The sequence below is a fragment of the Rhodococcus sp. Leaf225 genome (genome assembly GCF_001426145.1).
Taxonomy (GTDB): Bacteria; Actinomycetota; Actinomycetes; order Mycobacteriales; family Mycobacteriaceae; genus Rhodococcoides.
Genome location: NZ_LMRN01000009.1, coordinates 890,944 through 915,865 on the forward strand (window position 1 = coordinate 890,944; position 24,922 = coordinate 915,865).

20 protein-coding genes are annotated in these 24,922 nt (G+C 68.2%); 6 read left to right on the top strand and 14 right to left on the bottom strand.

From position 1 onward, the window contains the following. Nucleotides 1-1,773 (bottom strand): AMP-dependent synthetase/ligase (locus ASG69_RS08460; RefSeq protein ID WP_056695741.1); only part of this gene is annotated, 1,773 nt, incomplete at its 3' end. Between the two features lie 146 nt (nt 1,774-1,919). On the opposite strand from ASG69_RS08460, the gene ASG69_RS08465 reads away from it, so the two are divergent. Beyond that, nucleotides 1,920-3,614, top strand: a complete 1,695-nt coding sequence (locus tag ASG69_RS08465) for a DEAD/DEAH box helicase (protein WP_051613107.1) — start codon at nt 1,920-1,922, stop codon at nt 3,612-3,614. Nucleotides 3,615-3,656: 42 nt separating this feature from the next. Here the strand turns inward: ASG69_RS08465 and ASG69_RS08470 are convergent, their stop codons facing one another. Further along, entirely contained in the window at nt 3,657-4,943 is a 1,287-nt protein-coding gene (locus ASG69_RS08470; protein WP_081821135.1) for an MFS transporter, read from the bottom strand. A gap of 431 nt (nt 4,944-5,374) precedes the next feature. Here ASG69_RS08470 and ASG69_RS08475 point away from each other — a divergent pair, with 431 nt between their 5' ends. Further along, entirely contained in the window at nt 5,375-7,666 is a 2,292-nt protein-coding gene (locus ASG69_RS08475; protein ID WP_056441936.1) for a putative bifunctional diguanylate cyclase/phosphodiesterase, read from the top strand. Between the two features lie 4 nt (nt 7,667-7,670). Here ASG69_RS08475 and ASG69_RS08480 read toward each other — a convergent pair whose 3' ends face one another. Further along, nucleotides 7,671-8,282 carry a histidine phosphatase family protein gene (locus ASG69_RS08480; protein WP_056441939.1) on the bottom strand — a complete coding sequence of 204 codons (612 nt, stop codon included), beginning with the start codon at nt 8,280-8,282 and terminating at the stop codon, nt 7,671-7,673. Nucleotides 8,283-8,380: 98 nt separating this feature from the next. Here ASG69_RS08480 and ASG69_RS08485 point away from each other — a divergent pair, with 98 nt between their 5' ends. Both ASG69_RS08485 and ASG69_RS08490 read left to right on the top strand, forming a co-directional pair. Next, a complete protein-coding gene (locus ASG69_RS08485) occupies nt 8,381-9,556 on the top strand; it encodes an acyl-CoA dehydrogenase family protein (RefSeq protein ID WP_027504702.1) in 1,176 nt (391 codons plus the stop codon). 11 nt (nt 9,557-9,567) lie between these two features. Next, nucleotides 9,568-10,728, top strand: a complete 1,161-nt coding sequence (locus tag ASG69_RS08490) for an acyl-CoA dehydrogenase family protein (protein WP_027504703.1) — start codon at nt 9,568-9,570, stop codon at nt 10,726-10,728. A 66-nt stretch (nt 10,729-10,794) separates the two neighbouring features. On the opposite strand, the gene ASG69_RS08495 is transcribed toward ASG69_RS08490, so the two are convergent. From ASG69_RS08495 to ASG69_RS08535, 9 genes are all read right to left on the bottom strand, one after another. Next, complete coding sequence (locus ASG69_RS08495; RefSeq protein ID WP_056441942.1) at nt 10,795-12,030, bottom strand: YncE family protein; 1,236 nt, start codon at nt 12,028-12,030, stop codon at nt 10,795-10,797. An 88-nt stretch (nt 12,031-12,118) separates the two neighbouring features. Beyond that, nucleotides 12,119-13,093 carry a 2-hydroxyacid dehydrogenase gene (locus tag ASG69_RS08500; protein WP_056441944.1) on the bottom strand — a complete coding sequence of 325 codons (975 nt, stop codon included), beginning with the start codon at nt 13,091-13,093 and terminating at the stop codon, nt 12,119-12,121. Then, complete coding sequence (locus ASG69_RS08505; protein ID WP_056442413.1) at nt 13,090-14,403, bottom strand: enolase C-terminal domain-like protein; 1,314 nt, start codon at nt 14,401-14,403, stop codon at nt 13,090-13,092. The genes ASG69_RS08500 and ASG69_RS08505 overlap by 4 nt, the downstream gene beginning before the upstream one ends. A gap of 268 nt (nt 14,404-14,671) precedes the next feature. Next, on the bottom strand, nt 14,672-15,388 hold the full coding sequence (locus ASG69_RS08510; RefSeq protein WP_056441947.1) for a sulfite exporter TauE/SafE family protein: 717 nt from the start codon (nt 15,386-15,388) through the stop codon (nt 14,672-14,674). A 10-nt stretch (nt 15,389-15,398) separates the two neighbouring features. Next, a complete protein-coding gene (locus tag ASG69_RS08515) occupies nt 15,399-16,430 on the bottom strand; it encodes an ABC transporter ATP-binding protein (protein ID WP_235578885.1) in 1,032 nt (343 codons plus the stop codon). Then, a complete protein-coding gene (locus tag ASG69_RS08520) occupies nt 16,402-17,421 on the bottom strand; it encodes an ABC transporter ATP-binding protein (protein ID WP_027504708.1) in 1,020 nt (339 codons plus the stop codon). The genes ASG69_RS08515 and ASG69_RS08520 overlap by 29 nt, the downstream gene beginning before the upstream one ends. After that, nucleotides 17,418-18,401: an ABC transporter permease gene (locus ASG69_RS08525; RefSeq protein ID WP_235578886.1), complete on the bottom strand. Its 984-nt coding sequence runs from the start codon at nt 18,399-18,401 to the stop codon at nt 17,418-17,420. The genes ASG69_RS08520 and ASG69_RS08525 overlap by 4 nt, the downstream gene beginning before the upstream one ends. 11 nt (nt 18,402-18,412) lie before the next feature. Continuing rightward, nucleotides 18,413-19,339: an ABC transporter permease gene (locus ASG69_RS08530; protein WP_027504709.1), complete on the bottom strand. Its 927-nt coding sequence runs from the start codon at nt 19,337-19,339 to the stop codon at nt 18,413-18,415. Between the two features lie 72 nt (nt 19,340-19,411). Beyond that, entirely contained in the window at nt 19,412-20,959 is a 1,548-nt protein-coding gene (locus tag ASG69_RS08535) for an ABC transporter substrate-binding protein (RefSeq protein WP_056441951.1), read from the bottom strand. A gap of 370 nt (nt 20,960-21,329) precedes the next feature. Between ASG69_RS08535 and ASG69_RS08540 the strand changes: the two genes are divergently transcribed. Together ASG69_RS08540 and ASG69_RS08545 are read left to right on the top strand one after the other, a co-directional pair. Continuing rightward, entirely contained in the window at nt 21,330-22,349 is a 1,020-nt protein-coding gene (locus ASG69_RS08540; RefSeq protein ID WP_056441954.1) for a 2-hydroxyacid dehydrogenase, read from the top strand. Then, complete coding sequence (locus ASG69_RS08545; protein ID WP_027504712.1) at nt 22,346-22,732, top strand: universal stress protein; 387 nt, start codon at nt 22,346-22,348, stop codon at nt 22,730-22,732. The genes ASG69_RS08540 and ASG69_RS08545 overlap by 4 nt, the downstream gene beginning before the upstream one ends. Nucleotides 22,733-22,763: 31 nt before the next feature. Here the strand turns inward: ASG69_RS08545 and ASG69_RS08550 are convergent, their stop codons facing one another. Both ASG69_RS08550 and ASG69_RS08555 read right to left on the bottom strand, forming a co-directional pair. Continuing rightward, nucleotides 22,764-23,657, bottom strand: coding sequence for a LysR substrate-binding domain-containing protein (locus tag ASG69_RS08550; protein WP_027504713.1), 894 nt, complete (start codon nt 23,655-23,657; stop codon nt 22,764-22,766). 33 nt (nt 23,658-23,690) lie between these two features. Next, nucleotides 23,691-24,922 (bottom strand): glucarate dehydratase family protein (locus ASG69_RS08555; protein WP_082546984.1); only part of this gene is annotated, 1,232 nt, incomplete at its 5' end.

Consider the following 24,922-nt stretch of genomic DNA (forward strand, 5'->3'; position numbering starts at 1 on the left):
GGCCACCTCGGTGGCGTGCGACTCCAGGATGACGTTGCGCTTGAGCTTCATGGTCGGCGTCAGTTCTCCCGACTCGATCGTGAAGTCACCGGGCAGGATCGTGTACTTCTTGATCTGCTCGGCCTTGGAGACCTTCGAGTTGGCCGTGTCGACGGCCTTGTCGATCTCGGCGATCAGGTCGGCGTTGGTCGTCAGATCACTCGCGGTCGTGCTCTTGTCGAGACCGTGACGCTCGAGCCAGCCGGGCAGAGCCTCGGGGTCCAATGTGATGAGCGCCCCGATGAACGGCTTGGCGTCGCCCACGACGAGGCACTGGCTGACCAGCGGGTGCGACCGGATGGAGTCCTCGAGGCCGGCGGGCGCGACGTTCTTGCCACCTGCCGTCACGATGATCTCCTTCTTGCGACCGGTGATCGAGAGGAAGCCCTCGTCGTCGAGTGAGCCGAGGTCACCGGTGTGGAACCAGCCGTCGCGGATCGATTCCTCGGTGGCCTTCTCGTTGTGCCAGTACCCGGAGAACACGACGGGACCCTTCACCAGGATCTCGCCGTCCTCCGCGATCTTCACGGCGTGCCCCGCGAGCGGGCGGCCGACGGAACCGATGCGCTGCTTGTCGGTGGTGTTGACCGTGACGGCGGCGCTGGTCTCGGTGAGTCCGTAGCCTTCACGCACCGGAACGCCGATGCCGCGGAAGAAATGGCCCAGTCGAGCGCCGAGGGGGCCGCCGCCGGACAGCGCACTGGTGCACCGTCCACCGAGCGCGGCGCGGAGCTTCGAGTAGACCAGCTTGTCGAACAGGGTGTGCTTCGCCTTGAGCACCAGGCCGGCGCCGCCCTTGTCCTGCGCGATGCTCCACTCGATCGCGACGTCCGCGGCCTGATCGAAGATCTTGCCCTTGCCGCCGTCGTGCGCCTTCTGCTTGGCCGAGTTGTAGACCTTCTCGAACACGCGGGGGACCGAGAGGATGAAGTCGGGCTGGAACTCGGCGAACTGCTCGACCAGCGTCGTGGTGTCGGACGTGTGCGCCACCGTGACCTTGGCCTCGAAGGCGCCGAACGACACCGCGCGAGCGAACACGTGCGCCATCGGGAGGAACAGCAGGGTGCGCTTGCCCTCGGTCATCTGGTCGTGCAGCGCCACCTGGGTGGCCGTCGTCTCGGCGTAGAAGTTCGAGTGCGTGAGCTGGACACCCTTCGGGCGGCCGGTGGTCCCCGAGGTGTAGATGAGCGTGGCGGCCGACGACGCGGACACCTGCTGACGACGGGCGTGCAGATCGTCGTCGGACACGGAGGCGCCGCGGGTGGTGAGCTCGTCGATCGCACCGCCGTCGAAGCTCAGCGTCTCGCGGAGATCCGCGGCGCTGTCGGTGACGTCCTTCATGCGGGTGAGGTGTTCGGAGGTCTCGACGACGAAGAGCTTGGTCGCGGAGTCCTCGAGGATCCACTGCGCCTGATCGGCTGCGGACGTCTCGTAGATGGACACGGTGCAGCCACCGGCGGTCCAGATCGCGTAGTCGAGCACGACCCACTCGTAGCGGGTGCCGGCCATGATGGCGACGCGGTCACTGAACTCGATGCCGGAGGCCATGAGGCCCTTGGCCACGCCCGCGACCTCGTCGGCGAAAGTGCGCGCCGTGACGTCCTTCCACGAGCCGCCGACTCGCCGTTGGAACGCCACCCACTCCGGGGTCTCGCTCGCGTAGCGGAACACGGTGTCGGCCATCGAGACGTCGTCCGGGATCGTGTAGGACGCGGGTACCGAGTATTCGTGCACGGTGTCTGTACCTTCCAGTAGCAGCAGGTTTGTTGTGTATTGGATCACATGAAGCGATGCTGCGGTGATCGTAGTGCCGTATCCGCTTTGTCCTGTTCGAACAGTTGTCGGTCTGCAGGTGGTCGCTGGACTAGACTCTGGTGCACATGAGCACTTCCGAGTCGGAAACGGTGTCCACCGACACCCCCTCGTTCGTCGATCTCGGTATCGACGAGCGTGTGCTGAAGGCCCTCGCGGACGTCGGGTACGAGACGCCGTCGCCCATTCAGGCAGCCACCATCCCGCCGTTGATGGCCGGGAACGACGTCGTCGGCCTCGCGCAGACCGGCACCGGCAAGACTGCCGCGTTCGCTGTGCCGATCCTCTCGCGCCTCGACGTCGCCAACCGGGTGCCGCAGGCGCTGGTCCTCGCGCCCACCCGCGAGCTGGCCATCCAGGTGGCCGAGGCGTTCGGCAAGTACGCCACCCACATCGAGGGCCTGCACATCCTGCCCATCTACGGCGGGCAGGCGTACGGCATCCAGCTCTCCGGTCTGCGGCGCGGCGCCCACATCGTCGTCGGCACGCCCGGTCGCGTCATCGACCACCTCGAGAAGGGCACGCTGGACCTGTCGCACCTCGAGTACCTCGTGCTCGACGAGGCCGACGAGATGCTGAAGATGGGATTCCAGGAGGACGTCGAGCGCATCCTCGCGGACACCCCCGAGTACAAGCAGGTGGCGCTGTTCTCGGCCACCATGCCGTCGGCGATCCGCAAGATCTCGCAGCAGTACCTGCACGATCCGGTCGAGATCACGGTGAAGACGAAGACGTCCACCGCCCCCAACATCACGCAGCGGTACGTGCAGGTGGCGCATCAGCGCAAGCTCGACGCGTTGACGCGGATCTTCGAGGTCGAGGACTTCGAGGCGATGATCATCTTCGTCCGCACCAAGCAGGCCACGGAGGAGCTCGCCGAGAAATTGCGGGCGCGGGGCTACTCGGCCGCCGCCATCAACGGTGACATCGTGCAGGCCCAGCGCGAGCGGACCATCGGTCAGCTCAAGAACGGTGCGCTCGACGTGCTCGTCGCCACCGACGTCGCGGCCCGCGGTCTCGACGTCGAGCGGATCTCGCACGTCGTCAACTACGACATCCCGCACGACACCGAGTCGTACGTGCACCGCATCGGGCGGACCGGTCGCGCCGGGCGCGCGGGCGAGGCGCTGCTGTTCGTCGCGCCGCGGGAGCGTCATCTGCTCAAGGCCATCGAGAAGGCGACGCGGCAGCCCATCACCGAGATGCAGCTGCCGAGCGTCGACGACGTCAACGCGCAGCGCGTGGCCAAGTTCGCCGACTCCATCACCCAGTCGCTGTCCTCGACGTCGCTCGGGCTGTTCCGTCGACTCATCGAGGACTACGAGCGCGAGCACGACGTGCCGCTCGCGGACATCGCCGCGGCGCTGGCGACGCAGTCGCGGGACGGCGACGCGTTTCTCATGTCGCCCGAGCCGCCGCCCCCGCCGCGGGAGAAGCGCGAGCGCCCCGAGCGCAAGTTCGACGATCGGGACGCACCGCCGTTGCGCAAGTCTCGCAAGGGCGATCAAGATCTGGCGGTGTACCGGATCAGCGTCGGCAAGCGGCACAAGGTGGCGCCCGGTGCCATCGTCGGTGCCATCGCCAACGAGGGCGGGCTGCGGCGCAGCGACTTCGGGCACATCAGCATCCGGCCGGATCACAGCCTGGTCGAGCTCCCGGCGGATCTCGCGGACGAGACGTTGGAAGCGTTGCGCCGCACCAGGATCAGCGGCGTGCTCATCCAGCTGCAGCGCGACGGCGGACCGCCCCGCGGCAAGCACTGACACCAGCGCACCCCCGCGAGAGTCTCGCGGGGGTGCGGTGCGTCAGCTCTTCTGCAACGCCGAGGGATGCGCGTCGGTGTCGACGCCGGGGACGCCGCGGCCGCGGATAGATGCGCCCGCCGTCTCGGCGACGAACAGCAGTGCGATCAGTCCGACGACGCAGGCGCCCATCATGTAGAACGCCGGGACGAGATCGTTGCCGGTCCGTTCGACGAGCCACTCGTTGGCCGCCGGCGCCGTGCCACCGAACAACGAGGTCGACACGTTGTAGGCGATGGCGAAGCCGGCGAACCGGACGTGCGTCGGGAACATGGCCGGGAACGTCGCCGAGATGGTCGAGAGCTGCAGGACGTAGAGCAGGCCCAGCACGGTGAACGCGACGATGGCCCAGCCGAAGTTGACCGTCATCAGCATGTACATCGGGATCGCGAAGATCAGCAGTCCGACCATCGAGACGAGCCACAGTGGCTTGCGCCCCACCTTGTCCGACAGTGCTCCGGCGAACGGAATGACGAGCATCATGGCGAACTGCCCGATGACGACGAGGAACAGCGACGACGTGCTCGACAGGCCGATCCGGCTCTCCAGATAGGTCGGCATGTAGCTCAGCAGGGTGTAGTTGCAGACGTTGAGCGCGACGACGAGGCCCATCAGCGTGAGGATCGGTCGCCAGTAGGTGGCGATCAGTTCGCGGAACTGGGTGGACGTCTTGTGCTCCACCGCGTCCTCGTTCTCGAGTTCACGGAACACCGGGGTGTCCTCGAGCTTGGACCGCATGTAGAGCCCGATGAGCGCCAGCGGCCCGGCGACGAAGAACGGCAGGCGCCAGCCCCACGTGTCCATGAACGCGTCGGTGGAGAGCAGGTCGACGGCCAGCACCACGAGGGCGCCGAGGGAGAAGCCGCCGAGTGTGCCGAACTCGAGGAAGCTGCCGTAGAAGCCGCGCTTGCGGTCGGGGGAGTACTCGGCCATGAAGGTGGCTGCGCCGCCGTACTCACCGCCGGTGGAGAAGCCCTGGATCATGCGCAGGATCACCAGCAGAACCGGTGCCCAGAAGCCGATCGAGGCGTAACTCGGGATGACACCGATGAGGAAGGTCGCGGTGCCCATCAGGATGATGGTCAGTGCGAGGACGTGCTTGCGGCCGAGACGGTCCCCCAGTGGTCCCCAGACGAGGCCGCCGAGCGGCCGCACGAGGAAGGACACCGCGAAGATGCCCAGCGTCAGCAGGGTGGCGGACTCGAGGTCGTCCGGGAAGAACGCGCGCGAGATGTACGTGGCCGTGTAGGCGTACACGCCGTAGTCGAACCACTCGGTCGCGTTGCCCATCGCCGAGGCGCCGATCGCGCGCCGGAGAACCCCGGGCGGAGCGTCCTTCAGCGCCGGTGTCGGGTTGTCGACAGAACCTGATTCGGAAGTACTCACTCACCCAGACCTACCGAAGTAGTGGCCGAACCTCAGCATCGAGAGGGGCGATCGGTCTCTTCGTTATCGAGTCGTTACGGCGCCCGGGCTGCCGCGACAGTGGCCGTTCGGCACCGGAAACCACCTCTCACCTGGCCCTCGCACGGACCGTCGTCGTCGGTGTCGCGGCGCGGGAGCGGCGGCATCCGATCTCGGGCACTGTCGGCAGCGTCGGCGCCGTCCGCGCAGGCATGACTGCTGCCTCGGCGCTGCTCGTCTTTCCACTGCTCAGCTAGGTTGTGGACGGATAGATTGTGGTCGGACAGGTCGTGGTTCGGGGGACACGCTCACGCGCGGTGGTCGAGGAGGACGAGTCGATGGTGTCGACGCCCGTTCCCCCACGAGTGACCGCTGCGGCGCTGGACCGATCGCGCCTCGGTGGGCCCGTCCGGTCGCCGGGGCGCTACCTGGCGGCGTCGTTCACGGTGGCCGCCGTGGTGCTGGCCGTCTACCTGATCGTGCCCGCATCGATCCGGACCGGCGTCTTCGCGGTGGGCGCCATCGGCTGCATGGTCGTGGTCCTGGTCGGCCTGCGGCGCAACAGCCCGACCGACACGTACGCCTGGCGGTGCATGCTCGGCGCGGCGACGTCCTTCCTGGTGGGCCTGTCCGCGCGGAGCGTGCGCGCGGACCTGCCCTCGGCGATCCGGCTGCTGCCGGAGGTACTGGTGTTGCTCGGCTACCTGCTGCTCGTCCTCGGCATCGTCGGCTGGTCGCGGCGAGGGGGCAACTCGCGGCCCACCCCGACCATCATCGACGCGGTCCTGGTCACGCTGGGCATGACGTTCGTGTCCTGGGTGCTGCTGGTGGCTCCGGTCCTCTCGACCACGCGGGACGTGCCGTCCGTGGTGCTCAACGGGCTGTTCCCCGCGATCGACGCCGGCCTGTTCACGATGGCGTTCTTCCTGCTGTTGTCGAAGAGCCGCTTCAACGTGTCCCTGGTTCTCCTCGTCGCCGCACTGCTCGTCACCATCGTCGGCGATCTCGGCTACGCGATCGCGACGGCCCGCTCGGTCGCCCCGCCCGCGGTCGTCCTCGACGCGATGTATCTGCTCGCGTTCGTCCTGCTGGCCGCCGCGTCGCTGCATCCGTCGATGGCGTGGGTGGGTCGCGCGGGAGGTGTGACGGCCGCGCTCACCCGGCAGCGGATGACGGTGTCCATCGCGCTCGTCGCCACCTGCGCCGCGCTGCCGCTCGTCGGCGACGCGGTGGGGACCGCGGACGTGGTGGTCCGCTCGACCTTTCTGGCCGTGATCCTGGTGGGAATGTTCGTCCGTGGTGAGCGGGCGCTGAGCCGGGTGCAGCGCAGCGAGGACAAGGCCCGCCACGACGCCACCCACGATTCGCTCACCGGTCTCCCCGATCGGTCCATGCTCGAGTCGATCCTGGAACGCGCTGCGCGGAGGCCGTCCTCGTCGGCGTCGGCCACCACCGTGCTGTTCGCGGACCTCGACAACTTCAAGGTCGTCAACGACTCGTACGGCCACCGCGCGGGCGACGAGCTCATCCAGGCGGCGGCGCAGCGCATCCGGCGCGTGGTCTCCGCCGACGAGGACGTGGTGCGGTACGCCGGCGACGAGTTCGTGGTGGTGGCGCACTGTGACCGGGCCCGTGCCGAGGAGCTCGCGGAACTGCTCCTGGCCGCGTTCGCGGAACCGTTCGAGTTGAGTGTGGCGTCGCTGTACGTGAGCGTCAGCATCGGCATCGCGACGTCCTGCGGTCCCACCGGGTTGGCGGACGATCTGGTCCGCGAGGCCGACACGGCGATGTACGACGCCAAGTTCCGCGGGCCGGCGGCCTACGCGTTCTTCGACGAGTCCCTGCGCACCGCGGCGACCCGGTCGGTCGAGCTGGGCAGCGCGCTGCGCGGCGCGGTCGCGCGCGGGGAGATGGCGGTGCACTACCAACCCATCGTGTCGCTGCGGACCCACGACGTGCTGGTCTACGAGGCCCTGGTGCGGTGGAAGCATCGCGGCCGCTGGGTCGGGCCGGACGAGTTCATCCCGGTCGCCGAGGCCACCAACATGATCTCCGAGATCGGGACCTGGGTACTCGACACGGCTCTGGGCGATCTGGTGCGACTGCGGGCGGCGGGAGCGCCGCGCATGTCGATGTCGGTGAACCTCTCCGTGCTGCAGCTGCGTGACGAGCGGCTCCCGGACGTCGTCGCGGACCTGCTGGCGTCGCACGGTCTGGACGGGTCGGTGCTCGGGCTCGAGGTGACCGAGAGTGCCCTCATCGCCGATCCGGTGGTGGCCAATCGGGTCCTCGCGCGTCTCGCCGAGCAGGACATCGTGCTGGTGCTCGACGACTTCGGGATGGGGTACTCCTCGCTCGGTCGCCTACGAGATCTGCCCATCACCGTCATCAAGATCGACAAGTCGTTCATCGACCGCGTCCCGGTCGACGACGCGTCGGTGTCCATCGTGACGGCCATCGAGGCCATGGCCACCGCGCTGACCATGCGCACCGTCGCCGAGGGCGTGGAGACGACGGAGCAGGAGCGCATCGTCACCGAACTCGGCTGCACGTACGCACAGGGGTACCTCTACGGGCGCCCCGCGCCCGTGGAGACGTTCCTCTCCTGACGCGTCAGCGGAGCCGTCGGCCGTGGCGGACCGGGATCGAGTTGACGGTGCGTACCGACCAGCCGTCGTCGTCGCGGACGACGACGCTCACGCCGGCGTTCGCGATGCGCGGCGCAGGGTGGCCGGTGATGGACCTCAGCACGGCCCGGATGATGCCGCCGTGTGCCACGGCGACGAGGGACCTGCCGGGGTTCTCGTCGGCCAGCAGGTCGAGTCGACGACGCCCCCGCTCGGCGAGCGCCTCGTGCGACTCGGCGCCCGGGTAGTCACCGTCGGGCCAGTACGCCCACGCCTCGTAGCCGGTCATGCCCTCGGCACGTCCGAAGCGACGTTCCATCAGGTCCTCGTGGTCGGCCGAGCGGGTGAGCCCGATGACGTGGCCGATGATGTCGGCGGTCTCCGACGCCCGCGAGAGCGGCGAGCTGACGAGGGTGTCCCACGAGTCGTCGGCCAGCGCGGCGGCCGCGGTCCGGGCCTGGCTGCGCCCGATGTCGTTGAGCGGGATGTCGGAGGAGCCCTGCAGACGCCCCTCGACGTTCCAGTCGGTCTCGCCGTGGCGCACGAGGGCCACTCGGACAGAGGTGCTCCGCGCCCGGGAGTCGAGGTGATCGGTCATGGTCGGGCCCAGAATATCGGTCGACGGCACCCCTGTCCGAGCCTGGTTACCGGAGAGTACGGTGCTAGAGATCAGCGAAGGACTTCGAAAGGTCACAGATGAACCTGGCACTCACCGATGAGGAAGCTGCGTTCCGCGACGAGATGCGAACTTTCTTCCGTACCGAGATCCCTGCCGATATCCGCGAGCGCAACGCGGCAGGCGAGGAACTCGAGCGCGAGGACATGATCACGACGCTGCAGATCCTGAACAAGCACGGCATGGCGAGCCCGCACTGGCCCGTCGAATGGGGTGGCAAGGACTGGACCCCGATGCAGCACCACATCTGGTTGGACGAGCTGCAGCTCGCGTCGGTGCCCGAGCCCCTGGCCTTCAACATCTCGATGGTGGGGCCCGTCATCGCGACCTTCGGCAGCGAGGAGCAGAAGCAGAAGTTCCTCCCGCCCACGCAGAACCTCGACATCTGGTGGTGCCAGGGCTTCTCCGAGCCCGAGGCGGGATCGGACCTCGCGTCGCTGCGCACGGTCGCTCTGCGCGACGGTGACGAGTACGTCATCAACGGTCAGAAGACGTGGACCACGCTCGGCCAGTACGCCGATTGGATCTTCGTGCTGGCGCGCACCAACCCGGACGCGCCGAAGAAGCAGGCCGGTATCTCGTTCATCCTGGTCGACCTGAAGACCCCCGGCATCACCGTGCGCCCGATCAAGCTGATCGACGGCGGCCACGAGGTCAACGAGGTCTGGTTCGAGGACGTCCGCGTCCCCGTCGAGAACCTCGTCGGCGAGGAGAACGCCGGCTGGACCTACGCCAAGTTCCTGCTGAGCAACGAGCGCACCGGCATCACGCGACTCGGCTTCACCAAGACCAAGCTGGCGCAGGCCAAGGCGCTCGCGGCCGAGACCACGGTCGGGACCGGCACGCTGCTCGACGATCCGGTCTTCGCCGCTCGGTTCGCCGAGCTCGAGAACCAGGTGCTCGCACTCGAGCTCACCCAGCTGCGCATCGTCTCCAGCTACGTCTCCGGCAAGGAGAACCCGGCGTCGTCGGTGCTCAAGCTCCGGGGCAGCGAGCTGCAGCAGTTGGCCACCGAGATCCTCACCGACGTGGCGGGACCGGACTCGCTCCCGTTCGCGGCCGGAGAGGACTCGCCGACACCGGTCTGGGCGCAGCGTGCGACCCCGACCTACCTGAACTTCCGCAAGACATCCATCTACGGCGGCTCGAACGAGGTGCAGCGCACCATCATCGCGTCCGGCATTCTCGGTCTCTAGGAGCGCACGACATGCAGTTCGAACTGGACGAAGAACAGAAGCTGCTGCGCGACACGGTGCGTGACGTGCTCGCCCGCAGTTACGACAACGAGAAGCGCAAGGCAGCGGTGGAGAGCGAGCGCGGCTGGACCGAATCGGTCTGGAAGCAGTTCGCCGAGCTGGGCCTGCTCGGCCTCAGTTTCGCCGAGGACGACGGCGGCATGGACGCCGGACCGGTCGAGACCTTCGCGGTCATGACCGAGATCGGTCGCCGCCTCGCACCCGAGCCGCTGCTGGACTGCGTGCTGATTCCGGGTGGTCTCATCACCGAGGTCGGATCGACCGATCAGCGTCAGCGCATCCTGCCGGGCGTCGCGGAGGGGCAGACCCTTCTCGCGTTCGCGCATTCCGAGCCGGGCACCCGCTGGCCGGCGGCCGAGGTGTCGACGTCGGCCACCGAGGACCTGCGTGAAGGCCGGAGGCCGGCCGGATCGGGTGGCTCGTGGGCACTCTCGGGTGTGAAGAACCCTGTGCTGCACGGTGACTGCGCCGATCACTTCGTGATCAGCGCGGCGCTGCCCGGCGGCGGCGTGGGCCTGTTCCTGGTCGCGGCCGATGCCGAGGGACTCACGCGCAAGACCTACCGCACCCACGACGGACTGCGCGGCGCGTCGCTCGAGCTGTCGGACGTCGCGGGCGAACCGCTCGGTGACGGCGGCGACGCCAGTGCCGCCATCGTGGCGTCCAACGTCCGTGCGCAGGCGGCTCTCGCTGCCGAGGCGCTCGGTGCGATGGAGGAGTCGCTGCGACTCACCACGGAGTACCTGAAGCAGCGCAAGCAGTTCGGTGTGCCGCTCGCCAAGTTCCAGGCACTGACGTTCCGCGCTGCGGACATGTACGTGCAGCTCGAACTGGCACGCAGCATGGCGCTCTACGCGACGATGTCGCTGGCCGACGGATCTCCGGATCCCACGGTCGCGTCGCGGGCGAAGCTGCAGATCGGACGCTCCGCCCGGCAGATCGGCCAGGAGTCGATCCAGCTGCACGGCGGAATCGGTGTGACGGACGAATACCCTGTGGGACATTACTTCTCGCGTCTCACGGCCATCGAGCACACGCTCGGCGGGGTCGACGATCACCTCCGGGTGATCACGTCGTCGCTGAAGGATCACGAGATGCTCGGCGTCTCCTAGCACCGCCTCGACGAAGGCCGGTCGCCCGCGTGGTGACCGGCCTTCGTCGTGTCGGGAATGTGGTGGTCAGCCGGTGATCGCAGCAGTGACGACGCCGGTGCGCATCCGCTGCGGATGGTCGCCGACCGCAGCGCTGCCCACTTCCAGACCGGTGTCGAACGAGATCGCAGAAACCTTGTCGCTACCGGCCCACGACACGAAGCAGTACTGACCGTCGGCACTGCGCGTGGACCAGTAGGGCTTCTCACCGGACGTCACCAGAGGCCCCGCCGTCAGGGTATCCCGCGAGACCACGGTGGCGTAGTCCGACATCGTTCCCGCGACGCACATCTTGGTGCCGGCGGTGTTCATCGCAATGCCGTGATGGGCCGAGTCGAGCAGGTACGACTCGCGCGGAAGCGCCGCCGCCGCAGCGGTGATGGGCAGATCCGCCACCCGGGTCACCCGGTCCTGCTGCAGGTCGTACTCCACGATGCCGTGAAAGAAAGAGACCTGCAGGTAGAGGAAACGCTCGTCCGGCGAGAGCGTCATCGGGCGGACGGACGAACTCATGTCGGGGTGCCCGGCCTCGGCCAGCTTGCGCCCGATGTCGATCTGGCGCGTGACGGCCCCGGTGGTCCTGTCGTAGAAGGCGATCCAGCGCGGGAACTTGGTCACGCCGAGAGCGGGCGCGTCGAGGGGTGACTCGACGCGGCCGATGCTCGCGTTGATGATGTAGCGGCCGTCTTTCGTGTACACGTTCTCGTGCGGGGAGGTGCCGGTGGGGAATCTGCCGATCTCGCGGCCGTTCGTCGTGTCCAGGATGTGCACCGTGTTGGCCGTCGACGCCGAGACAGCGACCTGTGTGCCGTCGTCCGAGATCGCCATGTGATCGGCGCGCTGACCGTCGACGGCGAACCGCCAATCGATCGCACCGGTTGCGATGTCGAGGGAGACGACGTCGGCGAAGCTGGGCCGCGAGACGATCAGCTTCCTGCCGTCCTTCGAGGTGTACATGTCGTCGGCGTACTGGTCGTGACCCTCGCCCACCAGCTGCCGGATTCCGAAGTAGAACGCGGCGCGCACTGGATTCCGGTAGATCTCCGCGAGGCGCTGTTCCTTGTCCGGCACGACGTTCAACCGACCCAGTCTGGTCAGGTTGCCGTCGGGGGTGAGGTAGTCCGCGGTCCCGTCCCAGTTGTTGGCCACGAACAGCACGTCCGTGAGCCCGGGCGCAGCCACCGCCGGGGTCGCTACGGCAACGGTGCCCATCGCCGTCAGTGCGGCGGTGGCAACGGTGAGAAGTGTGGTGCGAACGGTCATGTGCGGCCCCCGAGAATGTCGTCGAGGTGCCCCGTGCCCCCCGGCCGAATCAGAGTAACCGGAGCAAGGGGACACACGGGACGAACTGTCAGGTAACGGGATTCTTCACATCGACTCCGTCGGCAATGCGTCGGATGTTCTCGAGGACGTCGCGACACCGGCCGTCGAAGGTGCGACGGGTGATGCCCGACGAGTGCGGTGTCATGAGCACGTTGGGCAGTGCCCCGAACGGGTGCGCACTCGGTTCGCCGTGCCCGTCGGGACCGGGGTAGTCGTACCAGACGTCGATCGCGGCAGCACCCAGGTCACCACGCGAGAGTGCCTCGTAGAGAGGACGTTCCTGCACCAGTGGGCCACGTCCGACGTTGATCAGAACGCCCCGCGGTCCGAGGGCTCGCAGCTGCGCGGGGCCGATCATGCCGCTCGTCGCTGTCGTCAGGGGAGCCGAGACGACCATGATGTCGGACTCGTCGGCCAGCCTGTCGAGTTCGTCGGTCGAGCCGGCCCAGTCCAGGCCATGGGCGACCACGTCGACCGCACCGCGTCCTGTCACGGCAGCGCCGACGCATCCGAGGGTGCGCAGTAGCGACCACGACCGCTGACCGATGTGGCCGAAACCGACGAAGCCCACCCGCGCTCCGGCAGTGGCGTGGGGTTGAGGTAGTGCCTGATCGTAAACGGAGGTTGCCCACACGCCTTGTCTCAGAGCGCGGTCCTGATCGAGGAACCCGCGTCGGAGCAGGATCGCTGCGGCGAGCACGTACTCGGCGATCGAGTCCTCGTGGTGAAAGGTGTTGGCCACTACGGTCGTCGACGGAAGCGATGCGCGCGCCACGTTGTCGACGCCCGCACCGACGACCTGGACGAGTCGCAGCCGCGTGCCGGCTCGCGCCATGGCGTCGGTGACCTTGCCGCCCACGTGGATGTCCGCATCGGCGAGGTCGGCGACGAGCGCGTCCTCGTCGAAGCGTTCGTGCCACGACACGACGGTGCCGTCCGGCATCCCCGCCTCGACGGCGTCCCGATGCGGGAGGAGGTTGCGGTCCGCGACGACGACCTTCATGCGCGCTGCAGGCAGGGGCGCTTGCTGTCGAAGGTCCAGTTCGGCACCAGGTACTGCATGCCGACCGCATCGTCGCGGGCCCCGAGGCCCTCGCGCTGGTACAGCTCGTGTGCGGCCTCGACGCGCTCCATGTCGAGGGTCACTCCGAGACCCGGCACGTCGGGGACGGTGAGGTACCCGTCCACGATGGGGAACGGATTCGTCGTGATGCGCTGGCCGTCCTGCCAGATCCAGTGCGTGTCGATGGCGGTGATCTCACCGGGAGCGGCAGCTGCGACGTGCGTGAACATGGCGAGCGAGACGTCGAAGTGGTTGTTGGAGTGCGATCCCCACGTCAGACCCCAGGCATCGCAGAGTTGCGCGACGCGGACCGATCCGTTCATCGTCCAGAAATGGGGATCCGCGAGCGGGATGTCGACGGCGCCGGATCGAATGGTGTGTCCCATCTCGCGCCAGTCGGTGGCGATCATGTTGGTGGCGGTGGGCAGGCCGGTCGCGCGCTTGAACTCGGCCATCACCTCGCGCCCGGAGAATCCGCCTTCGGGTCCGACCGGGTCCTCCGCGTAGGCGAGCACGTCGCGCAGACCACGGCACGTCTCGATCGCGTCCTTCAGGAGCCATCCGCCGTTGGGGTCCAGGGTGATCCGCGCAGAGGGGAATCGTTCCGCGAGCGCACGGACCGCGTCGGCCTCCTGCGCTGCGGGGAGTACGCCGCCCTTGAGCTTGAAGTCCTGGAAGCCGTACTTCGCCTGTGCGGCTTCGGCCAACGCCACTACGGCGTCGGGCGACAGGGCTTCCTCGTGGCGAATACGGGACCAGGCGTCGGCGGAGCCGCTCTCGTCCGAGGGGGCGCGGTACGCGAGGTCGGTCTTGGTGCGGTCGCCGATGAAGAAGAGGTAGCCCAACGCCTGCACCTTGTCGCGCTGGCGGCCGTCGCCGAGCAGGGCAGCGACACTGACGCCGAGGTGTTGACCGAGAAGATCGAGCAGGGCGCTCTCCACCGCGGTCACGGCATGCACTGCGATCCGCAGATCGAAGGTCTGGGCGCCGCGTCCGCCGGAATCGCGGTCCGCGAACGCGCGGCGCATCGCGTTGAGCACGGCGTGGTAGTTGCCGACCGAGGCGTTCTCGACGAGGACGCGGGCGTCCTCCAGACAGCGGCGGATGGGCTCGCCACCCGGTACCTCGCCCACACCGGTGCGCCCGTCGGAGTCGGTCAGCACGACCAGGTTCCGGGTGAAGAACGGTGCATGGGCGCCGCTGAGATTCAGCAGCATGCTGTCGTGGCCGGCGACGGGAACGACGCGCATCGCGGTGACGACGGGCGTGGCATGGGAGGTTCGGACCTCGGTGACGGTGCTCACGTCGACGAGCCTAGGGCGGGTGATTCATTCCCGTCCAACACCATTTGTGGATGCAGCGATGCAGGGTGAGTATCGATCGAGTGCGCCGGCGCCGAGTGCGCACATCTGCCATGAAGCGCATACCCCGTCCAGTCGGCTGTAGCGGGTGTGCGCTCATCAGAGGGTGTGTGCGCTCCCGGAAGCGCCAGCGCTGCACCCACCGCAACCGCACACCTCACACCACCGCATCGACCAGCAGCACGAGCGCACCACCCGCCGAGACGACGATGGACACCCATCGCAGCCGACGACGGTCGAGTACGCGGTTCACCCAGCGCGAGGCCATGTACCCGAGCGCGACTACGGGCAGGAGCAGGGCGCCGGTCGCCAGGGAGTGCGCGTCGAGGGAGCCGGCGACCCCCAGCGCGGCGAGCGACATCAGGGAGCCGATCAGGAAGAAGCCGCTCATGGTGCTGCGCAACGCGGCGCCGCTGCTGCCGCTCCAGATCAGCGCCATGGGTGGCCCGCCGATGGAGGTGGCGGTGCCGAGCAGTCCGGACGCGGCGCCCGCGGTCATGAGCGATCCGCGTCGCGGTGTCGGCGACCAGCCGATCGCCGTGGCCACGACGCCGAACAGCACCACTGCACCGAGCATGATGGAGACTCCCCGCTCGGGCAGCACGACGAGCAGCGCGGCGCCGGCGATCACGCCGGGCACCCGTCCCACCAGTGCCCAGCCGGCCCCGCGCACGTCGATGCTCGTGCGCTCCCGCACCACCACCAGCGCGGTGAGCGCGGTGGCGAGCAGGATGATCGTGCCGGGCACCATCCGCGGATCGATGATGGCCAGGACGGGCGCCGCGACCATCCCCATCCCGAAGCCGATGGACGACTGGAGACACGACGCCGTGAAGATCGCGACGCCCACGACCAGCCATTCGAGGCCGGTCACGCGAGCACGGTCATACGGCCACGGCGTCCGATCTCGGGTGGTGGCACTCGGCGATGTGCAGGTCCCCGAGACGCCCGACCGACGGGGGAATGCCCGTCGAGCAGACGTCCGTCGCGTGCGCGCAGCGCGTGCGGAAACGGCAGCCCGACGGCGGGTTCAGAGGCGACGGTACCTCCCCCTCCAGGAGGATGCGCGAACGCCGGGTCGAGGGATCCAGCGTCGGGGCTGCCGACATCAGTGCCTCGGTGTACGGGTGCGTGGGATGGTCGAAGACGTCATCGGTCGGACCGGTCTCGATGATGCGGCCGAGGTACATCACGGCGACCCGGTCGGCGACGTGGCGCACCACCGACAGGTCGTGCGAGATGAAGACGTAGCTGATGCCGAGCTCCTTCTGCAGATCCGAGAGCAGGTTCAGCACCTGCGCCTGGACCGACAGGTCGAGAGCCGAGACGGGCTCGTCGCACACCACGACACTCGGATCGAGTGCCAGGGCCCGCGCGATGCCGAGACGCTGGCGCTGACCACCTGAGAACTCCTGCGGGTAGCGGTGCTCGTCGCTGGGACGCAGACCGACGAGGTGCAGCAGCTCCCGGACGCGGGCGGCGCGGTCGCGCTTGGTCTTGTACATCGTGCGATGCGTGTGCCACGGCTCCGAGATTATCTCCGCCGCCGACATCCTCGAGTTGAGCGATCCGTACGGGTCCTGGAAGACCATCTGGATCCGACGACGCCACGCGAGCAGTTCCTTGCCCTTGAGGCCGAACGGGTCGACGCCGTCCCACGACACGGTGCCCGTGTCGGGTCGTTCGAGCATCATCAGCGTGCGCGCGAGTGTGGACTTGCCGCAACCGGACTCACCGACGAGGCCGAGGGTCTCGCCGCGTCGCAGCTCGAGGTCGATGCCGTCGAGTGCCCGCAGTTTCTTGTGGCCGCCGCTGCCGGCGGCGACGTCGAACGTCTTGGAGACTCCACGGACCTGGAGCAACGGTGCGGCCTGCGTGGCCGCGGCCTCACTCGCCACTGTCGTCGTAACGGACACCGGACACCTCCTCGGGGAAATGGCATGCGGTCGCACGGCTGGTGCCGGCGACACTGCGGAGTTCGGGGCGCTGCGCGACGCAGACGGCGCGCGCGATGGGGCATCGGGCCTGGTACACGCACCCCGGCGGGATGGAGTGCAGATCCGGCGGGGTGCCGCCGATGGACTTCAGGTGCTCGCCGCGCACGGTGGCGACGGGGACCGAGTCGAGCAGTCCCTTCGTGTACGGATGCTGCGGTGAGCCGAACACCTCGGCGACGGGTCCCGTCTCGACGACGGTGCCGGCGTACATGACGGCGACGTCGTCGGCTTCCTCCGCGACCAGCGCGAGGTCGTGCGTGATGAGGATGACGGCCATGTCGTGCTCGGTGCGCAGGTCGCGCAGCAACGACATGATCTGCGCCTGCACGGTGACGTCGAGAGCGGTGGTGGGCTCGTCCGCCAGCAGCACGGTGGGCCCCAGGGCGACGGCCATCGCGATGAGCAGGCGCTGACGCATACCGCCCGAGAACTGGTGCGGGTAGGAGTCTGCGCGCGACTCGGGCTCCGGGATGCCCACCCGCTCCATCAGCGAGATCGCTTCGACACGTGCAGCTTTCGCCGACATGCCGCGGTGGATGCGGAACGGTTCCGCCAACTGTGTGCCCACGGTGTAGACGGGGTTCAGTGCCGTCAGCGCGTCCTGGAAGACGATGGCGAGCTCGGTGGCGGCGATGCGGCGTCGAGTCCTGGAGTTCGCCGTCACCAGATCGGTGTCGCCGAGCATGACGGTGCCGTCGACGATGTCGGCGATCGGCTCGAGCAACCCGACGAGGGCCTGGGCCGTCATGGACTTGCCGCAGCCGGATTCGCCCAGCAGTGCGAGTGTGCGGCCGCGCTTCGCGCTGAACGACACTCCGTCGACGGCACGCACGGTGCCCGACGGGGTGCGGATCTCGACGGTCAGACCGTCGACCTCGAGCGCGGTGCGGGCGAGAGCGGGAGCACTCATCGACGTGCCTTTCTCTTCGAACGCGGGAGGGTGAGGCGCCAGCGCTGCGCCGGGTCGGTGGCGATGCGGGCCCACGCGGCCAGCACGGTCGCGGACACGGTGGTGATGACGATCGCGAGTCCGGGGAAGAACGACAGCCACCAGGCGCTCTGCAGGTAGGTGCGGCCCTGGGACACCATGAGGCCCCAGCTGATGTCGGGTGGCTGGATCCCGATGCCGAGGAAGCTGAGCGACGACTCGGCCAGCATCACGAAGCAGAAGTCGAGCGTGGCGACGGTCAGCAACGTGGGCAGCAGAATCGGCACCACGTGGCGACGGATCACCGCGCCGCTGCCGGCGCCGAACGTGCGGGCCGCGTCGACGAAAACTCGCGATCGGAGTTCCGCGCTCTCGGCGCGGGCCGTGCGGAGGTAGATCGGGATGCGGGTGATGGTCAGGATCAGCACGATGTTCGCGGCGCTGGGGGAGAAGACGTACAGCACGACGACGGCCATCAGCAACGACGGGAAGCTCATGATGACGTCGGCGACGCGCATGGCGGCGGTCTCGCGCCAGCCGCGGTGGTAACCGGCCCACATGCCGATGATCGAGCCGATGATGCCTGACAGGATGACTGCGGGGATCGCGACCGACAGCGTGGTCCGGCTGGCGAGGATCAGGCGGGCGAGCATGCTGCGGCCGAGCGGATCGGTGCCGAGGATGTTCATGAAGCCGGTGTCGAGGGAGAACGGTGCCAGGTTGGATCGATCGAGGTCCTGACGGGTGGCGGCGTCGCCGACCAGCATGGGACCGAAGATCGCGGTGAGGAAGACGAGCACCAGGATGCTCGCCGCGATGGTGGCGACGCGGTCCCGCAGCAGCAGACGCCACAGCGGCATGGAGGTCGTGCGCGAGGGCGCCGTGGACGCGGCGTCCGGGGTGGGCGGCAGCACCGGGGGAACCGGAACGCCCGAGCTGTCCTTGCTTGCTTCGAGTGTCATGGGTGTACCTCTCAGACCTTGGCCTTGTCGCGAACCCGTGCGTCGAGCAGCGCGTAGCACGCGTCGATCACGATGTTCAGAACGAAGATGCTCACGGCCGTCAGGAGGACGGCTGCTTGGAGGACGGCGAAGTCGCGCTGCAGGATCGCGTCGATCATCAACTTGCCGATGCCGGGCCACCCGAAGATGGCCTCGACCACGACGGCGCCGTTCACCAGGCCGACGGTGAGGTCGCCGGCGACGGTCAGCGCGGGTGCCGCGGCGTTGCGCAGCGCGTGGTGGGTGACGACGCGCAGGTCGCCGGCACCCTTGCTGCGAGCGAGGCGGACGTACGGGGCGGACAGGGCCGAGACCATCGCACCGCGGACCACCTGGGTGAGCACGCCGAGCGGCCGGATGAGCAGTGTCGCGATGGGGAGCACCCATGCGACGGCGCCCCCGGTGCCGGAGGTCGGCAGGACACCGAGCACGACGGCGAAGATCCAGACGCCGGTGATGGCGAACCAGAAGTCGGGGATGCTCGCGGCCGTCATGGACAGCAGGCTCGAGAACCGGTCGGCGAGAGAGTTGGGACGGTAGGCGGCCCAGCAGCCGATGACGATCGAACCGATCACGGCGAGGAGCATCGTTACGAAGGCGAGCTGCAGGGTGGCGGGAAAGGCGCGCAACGCCATGGTGGACGCGGCTTCGCCCGTCCGGAGCGACTCACCGAAGTCGAGGTGCAGCACGCCGCCGAAGTAGTCGGCCATCTGTGTCCACACGGACTGGTCGAAGCCGTTCTGGGCGGCGAACGCCTCGCGCTGGGCGGGTGTCGCCGACTCGGGAAGGTAGAGGCTGGTCGGATCACCGGTCAGACGAGCGAGGAAGAAGACGCCGATGAGGACGACCAGGAGTGGGACGAGGCTGGTGTAGACGCGGCGTCGCAGAAACGCGAACATGGCGGTCACTCCCTTCCGGAGGAGGGGCTGGTCGGCCTCTCGGTCGAGGTGGGCTGCTGGTCGGGGTCGTGATCAGTCGGTCGCATCGGAACTCCGGGTCATCTCGGCCAGTCGCATCTCGTCGACGGTGGCGGAATCGGGGGTGTAGTCGATGCGCGGGTCCTTGGCCAACACACCGTTCATGTGCGCGATGTACGCCATCTGCGTGATCTCCCCGGGTTCACGGGCGAAGAGATCGGCGAACGCGGTCTGTCGCTCCTCGTCGGTCAGCGATTCGGCCTCGTCGATTCCCTCGTCGAAGTCGGTTGTGCCGTAGGAGCTCTGGAAGCCGTCGCTGCGCATGTACTGATCCATCGTGAACGCGGCGTCGCCGGCCTGATTGCCGTGCTGGATCACCAGCAGGTAGGGCCCGACGTTCGGGAACGGCCGTTCCTGGAACTCGGCGGTGGCCGCCGTGTCCTTCATCTCGATCTTCACGTTCAGGCCGATGCCGGCCAGCGCGTTCTGGATGACCTCGACGGTCTCGTTGATCTTCGGGAACTGCCCGGTGCGGCCGATGAGGCGGATCTCGGTGTCGACGGGAACACCGTCGGCGCGAGCCTCGTCGATGAGGGCCTTGCCCCTCTCCATGTCGTACGGCCACGGGGTGAGCTCGTCGTTGTAGCCGACGACGCCGTCCGCGATGAGTTGCGCAGCGGGCGCTCCCATTCCGCGGAACAGTGCCTTGACGATGCCCGCACGGTTGATGGCGTAGTTGATGGCCTCGCGCACGCGCTGATCGTCTAGTGGCGGTGTGGTGGCCTGCATCCGCAAGGCGGTGGTCTCGTTGTTCGGGAAGGCGACACCGAGGTCGCCGGCTCCGTCCTCGGGGCCGAGGCCGGTCGCGATGTCCGCCTCGCCGTTGGTGACCATGGCGGCGCGGACGCTGCCCTCGGTACGCCACTGGTAGACGGCCCGCGTGAATTCCGGTGCGTCGCCCCAGTAGGTGTCGTTGCGCACCAGGGAGAGTCGCTGGCCGTAGTCCCACGAGTCGATGCGGTACGGGCCGGTACCGATCGGCTCGCGGGTCCGCTCGGCGCTACCGACCTCGCTCTTGACCATCTCGATGAACGAGAGACGAAGCGGCAGAATCGGATCGGGAGTCGGCGAGGCGACGGTCAACGTCGTCGGATCCACGGCGCGGACGGTGAGGTCGTCGTCGCCGAAGACGTATCCCTCGACGTTGCAGGCCAGATCGGAGTTCACGGCGCGATCGACCGACACGGCGGCGTCCTCGGCGTCGAACGGTGTGCCGTCGCTGAAGGTGACGTCGTCGCGCAGGCGGATCGTCCACTCGGTGTCCGACGTGCGCTCCCACGACGTGGCGAGCTTCGGTTCGAGGTCACCCGTGGTGGGGTCACGCTCGATCATGGGTTCGGTGATGTTGGACCGCGTGACCACGCCGATGGCCGTCAGCGAGACATCGCACGGCTCCAGGGTCGGTGGTTCCTGCGGCAGCACGATCCGGACGGTGTCGGGACTCGCGGCGTCTCCGCTGTCCGAGTTCGCGACGGTGCATCCGGTGAGGAGTGCGGACGCGGCGATCACCGACACCAGGGATGTGGCGCGGGTGGATCTCATGGATTCCTCCAAGCTGAGGGGGCTTCACCGGGTGCGAGGTGTCGGGGCTGACGACGCACGCCGAGTGGAGCCGATGGACCGCCTGTGACGGTAGACACACGGTAGGAGTGGGGGGAGTGACCGTCAACAGACGATCGGCCGGGAAATCGCAGTTCGGGGCCGATTTCGGGATCGCCGTGACGGCGTCGAGCGGTCCGCATCACACTGCCGAGGCTCTGACCTGCTGCGTCACGAGAGGACACGATATCAATACCGGATGAGTATGGATCCATGCTAATTGCGTGTTGGACCGGTATTCGTCGGCCGACATACGATCACCGCAGACGATGGCCGTCGCTCCCGGTGGCCGTCGCACGGTGAAGGAGGCGGCATGACCGACGGTGGAACGCCGAGCTCGAACGGATCGGCATCGAGTCCCGATGAGACGCAGCGATTTTCGCGCGTTCTCCGGGTCGGCGGACTCAAGCCGTCGCTCATGAAGACACTCGAGGCCGGCGGCGCGCTGGTGCTGCCGGACGACGATCGCGACGATGTGCTCGGCCGGCACGCCGACGAGATCGTCGCCGTCGTGACGTCCGGCCGTGTCGGCGTCAAGGCGGACCTCATGGACCGCCTGCCCGCGCTGCGCGCGATCGTCCACTTCGGAGTCGGGTACGACGGCACCGATGCAGAGGAGGCCCGCCGCCGCGGGATCGGTGTCAGCAACACTCCGGACGTCCTCACCGACGCCGTCGCCGACACCGCCCTCGGGCTGCTCATCGACACCCTCCGCGGCTTCTCCGCCGCCGACCGCTACGTGCGCGCGGGCGAGTGGACCACCAAGCCCATGCCGCCGTTGGCGCGGCAGGTCAGCGGATCTCGGGTCGGCATCCTCGGTCTCGGGCGCATCGGCGGCGCCATCGCGCACCGCCTCGAGGCCTTCGGCTGCACCATCGACTATCACAACCGCAACGTCGTCGAGTCGAGTCCGTACCGGTACCACTCGTCTCCGCGGGAACTCGCTGCGGCAGTGGACGTTCTGGTCGTGGCCGCAGCCGGCGGACCGGAGACGCAGCAGCTCGTCGACAGGGAGACGCTGGACGCACTGGGGCCGGACGGCTTCCTGATCAACGTGGCTCGCGGCAGCGTCGTGGACGAGGACGCCCTCGTCGAGGCGCTGCAGAGCGGACGGTTGGCCGGCGCCGGGCTCGACGTCTTCGCCCACGAACCCGAGGTGCCGGACGCGCTTCGCGCCCTCGACACCGTGGTGTTGCTTCCCCACGTCGGGAGTGCCACGGTGCAGACCCGCGCCGCGATGGAAGCACTCACCCTCGAGAACCTGAACTCGTTCCTCGCCGACGGCACGCTCGTGACGCCGGTCTTCCAGCCCGATCAGAAGGAGACCCGATGAGCGTCGTCGTGGGATACGCGGACACCGTCGAGGATCGCAACGCACTGCCGTTCGCGTTCCGCGAGGCCAAGATGCGCGGTACCGACGTCACCGTCGTGGTCGACGGTGATCGCAGTGCGGTCGACGAGCTGATCATGGCTGCCCGCACCGACTCCGGCGCCGACGGCGTGGCGGCGCGGGTGGCGGAGCCGGTACCCGGCCGCTCGCACGCCGACAACCTCGTCGACATGTCCTACGAGCCGGATGTCGAGCTCCTCGTCATCGGCGTGCGTCGCCGCTCACCCGTCGGAAAGCTGTTGCTCGGCAGCCTGTCTCAGCGTGTCCTGCTCGACGCACACTGCCCGGTCGTGGCCGTCAAGCCGCCGGTCGAGGTCGCGCACTAGTTCGCGGACGCAGCAACCGCCGGCTGTGATCTCACTGCAGTGAGGTCACGGCCTTCACGTCCGTCAGCACACGGTGCAGGGCGGGGTTGGCGGCGTCGTGACGCCACGCGGCGTTCAGTCGCACAGGTTCCTCGGTGCTGGAACGGATCTCGCGGAACACGACGCCCTCGGTGTGCATCGTGCGTGCCGAGGCCGGCACCAGTGCGCAGCCCAGGCCGGAGCTCACGAGCATCAGCATGGTGTGCACCTGCGTCACGTACTGCACGTATCGAGGCGTGACCCCGGCGACGGTGAAGGTGCTGATGAGGAGTTCGTGGAAGTAGCGGGCATCCACCGGCGAGTACATGATCACGGGTTGATCGTCGAAGTGCGTCACGCTCAGACGCTCCACGTCGAGGAGTTCGTGCCCCTCGGGAAGCGCAGCGACGAGTGCCTCGCGGTGGATGGGCCGCGTCAGGATTCCCGGTCGCGTGACGGTGGGACGGACCAGACCGAGGTCAAGTTCCCCGCTCGCCAGGGCGTCGATCTGAATCGACGACACCATCTCCCGCAGCACCAGTTCGACGTCCGGCAGAGCCGCGCGCACGTCCGAGAGCAGCCGAGGCAGGACGGCATGCGCGGACGCCGCGGTGAAGCCGATGACGACGGTGCCCAGATCACCGGCGGGGACGCGCTTGACGGTCAGTGCGGCGCTCTCGGCCAAGCGGACTATCCGGCGGGCGTCGGGCAGGAACGCCACGCCGGCAGCCGTGAGGGTCACCGAGCGTGACGTCCGGTCGATCAGCTGCACGCCCAGTTCACTCTCGAGCTGTTGGATCTGCCTGCTGAGCGGGGGCTGGGTCATGTGGAGCCGCTCTGCGGCTCGGCCGAAGTGCAGCTCCTCCGCGACGGCGATGAAGCACGTCAGGCGCGAGAGCGAGAACATCGGCTCAAGATAGCCGACCGTGTGAACGGCCGGTCACCATCGCGGCGAGGAGTTGACGAAGTCGGGTTCGAGACTCTGCCGGTAGCCGGTGTCGTCACGGTCCCTGATCCCGCAGTCGAGGTACTGCTGGTGCAGCCTCGCCAGTGCGTCCTCGTCGAGTTCGACGCCCAGCCCCGGTCCCGTGGGTACCGCGACGGCGCCGTTCTCGATGCGCAGAACGCCCGGCACCACGACGTCCTCGGTCTTCCACGGCCAGTGTGTGTCGCAGGCGTACGTGAGATTCGGCGTGGCGCCGGCGAGGTGCACCATCGCGGCGAGCGAGATGCCGAGATGGGAGTTCGAGTGCATCGACAGGCCGAGTCCGAAGGTGTCGCAGATGCCGGCGAGCAGCCGTGAGCGTTGCAGTCCACCCCAGTAGTGGTGATCGGACAGCACGACCCCGACCGAGTCGCGTCGGACCGACGGCTCGAGCTGATCGAACGCCACGACACACATGTTGGTCGCCAGCGGCATGGCGGCCTTGCGGGCCACCTCCGACATTCCGTCCAGGCCCGGTGTGGGGTCCTCGAGATACTCGACGACACCGGTCAGGGCCGACGCGACCTCGAGGGACGTGTCGACGGTCCACGCCGCGTTGGGATCCAGTCGTAGCGGGAGATCGGGAAACGCCTCACGCAGCGCGTGCATCGCGGCGATCTCCTGCTCGGGTGGGAACACCCCGCCCTTGAGCTTGATCGCGCCGAAGCCGTACCGGTCGATCATCCGTCGGGCCTGCGCGACGATGCCCTCGGGATCGAGCGCGGCACCCCACTCGTCGTCCGCGGAGCCGGGGTGCCCGGCCCACTTGTAGAAGAGATAGGCACTGAACGGTACGGCCGTGCGCACCAGGCCACCGAGAAGATCGGAGACGGGCCGCCCGAGGATCTTGCCCTGGATGTCGAGGCACGCCACCTCGAACGGCGAGAACACCCGATCGGTGGTGCTGGCCGTCGTGATCATGCCGGCCACCCCGTCACCACCCGTCACCGTCAGGCCACCCAGGCACTCGTCCACGACGGCGCGCAGCGTGTGGAGTGCGAAGACGTCCACCCCGACCATGGCCTCGGCAGCAGCGTTCAGGCGAACGAGATGCGCGGTGTCGGCGTAGGTCTCGCCCAGACCCACGGCGCCGTCGTCGGTCCGGATCTGCACGATCGCGCGCAGAGCGAACGGCTGATGGACTCCGACGGTGTTGAGCAGCGGCGGGTCGGCGAAGGCGACGGGGG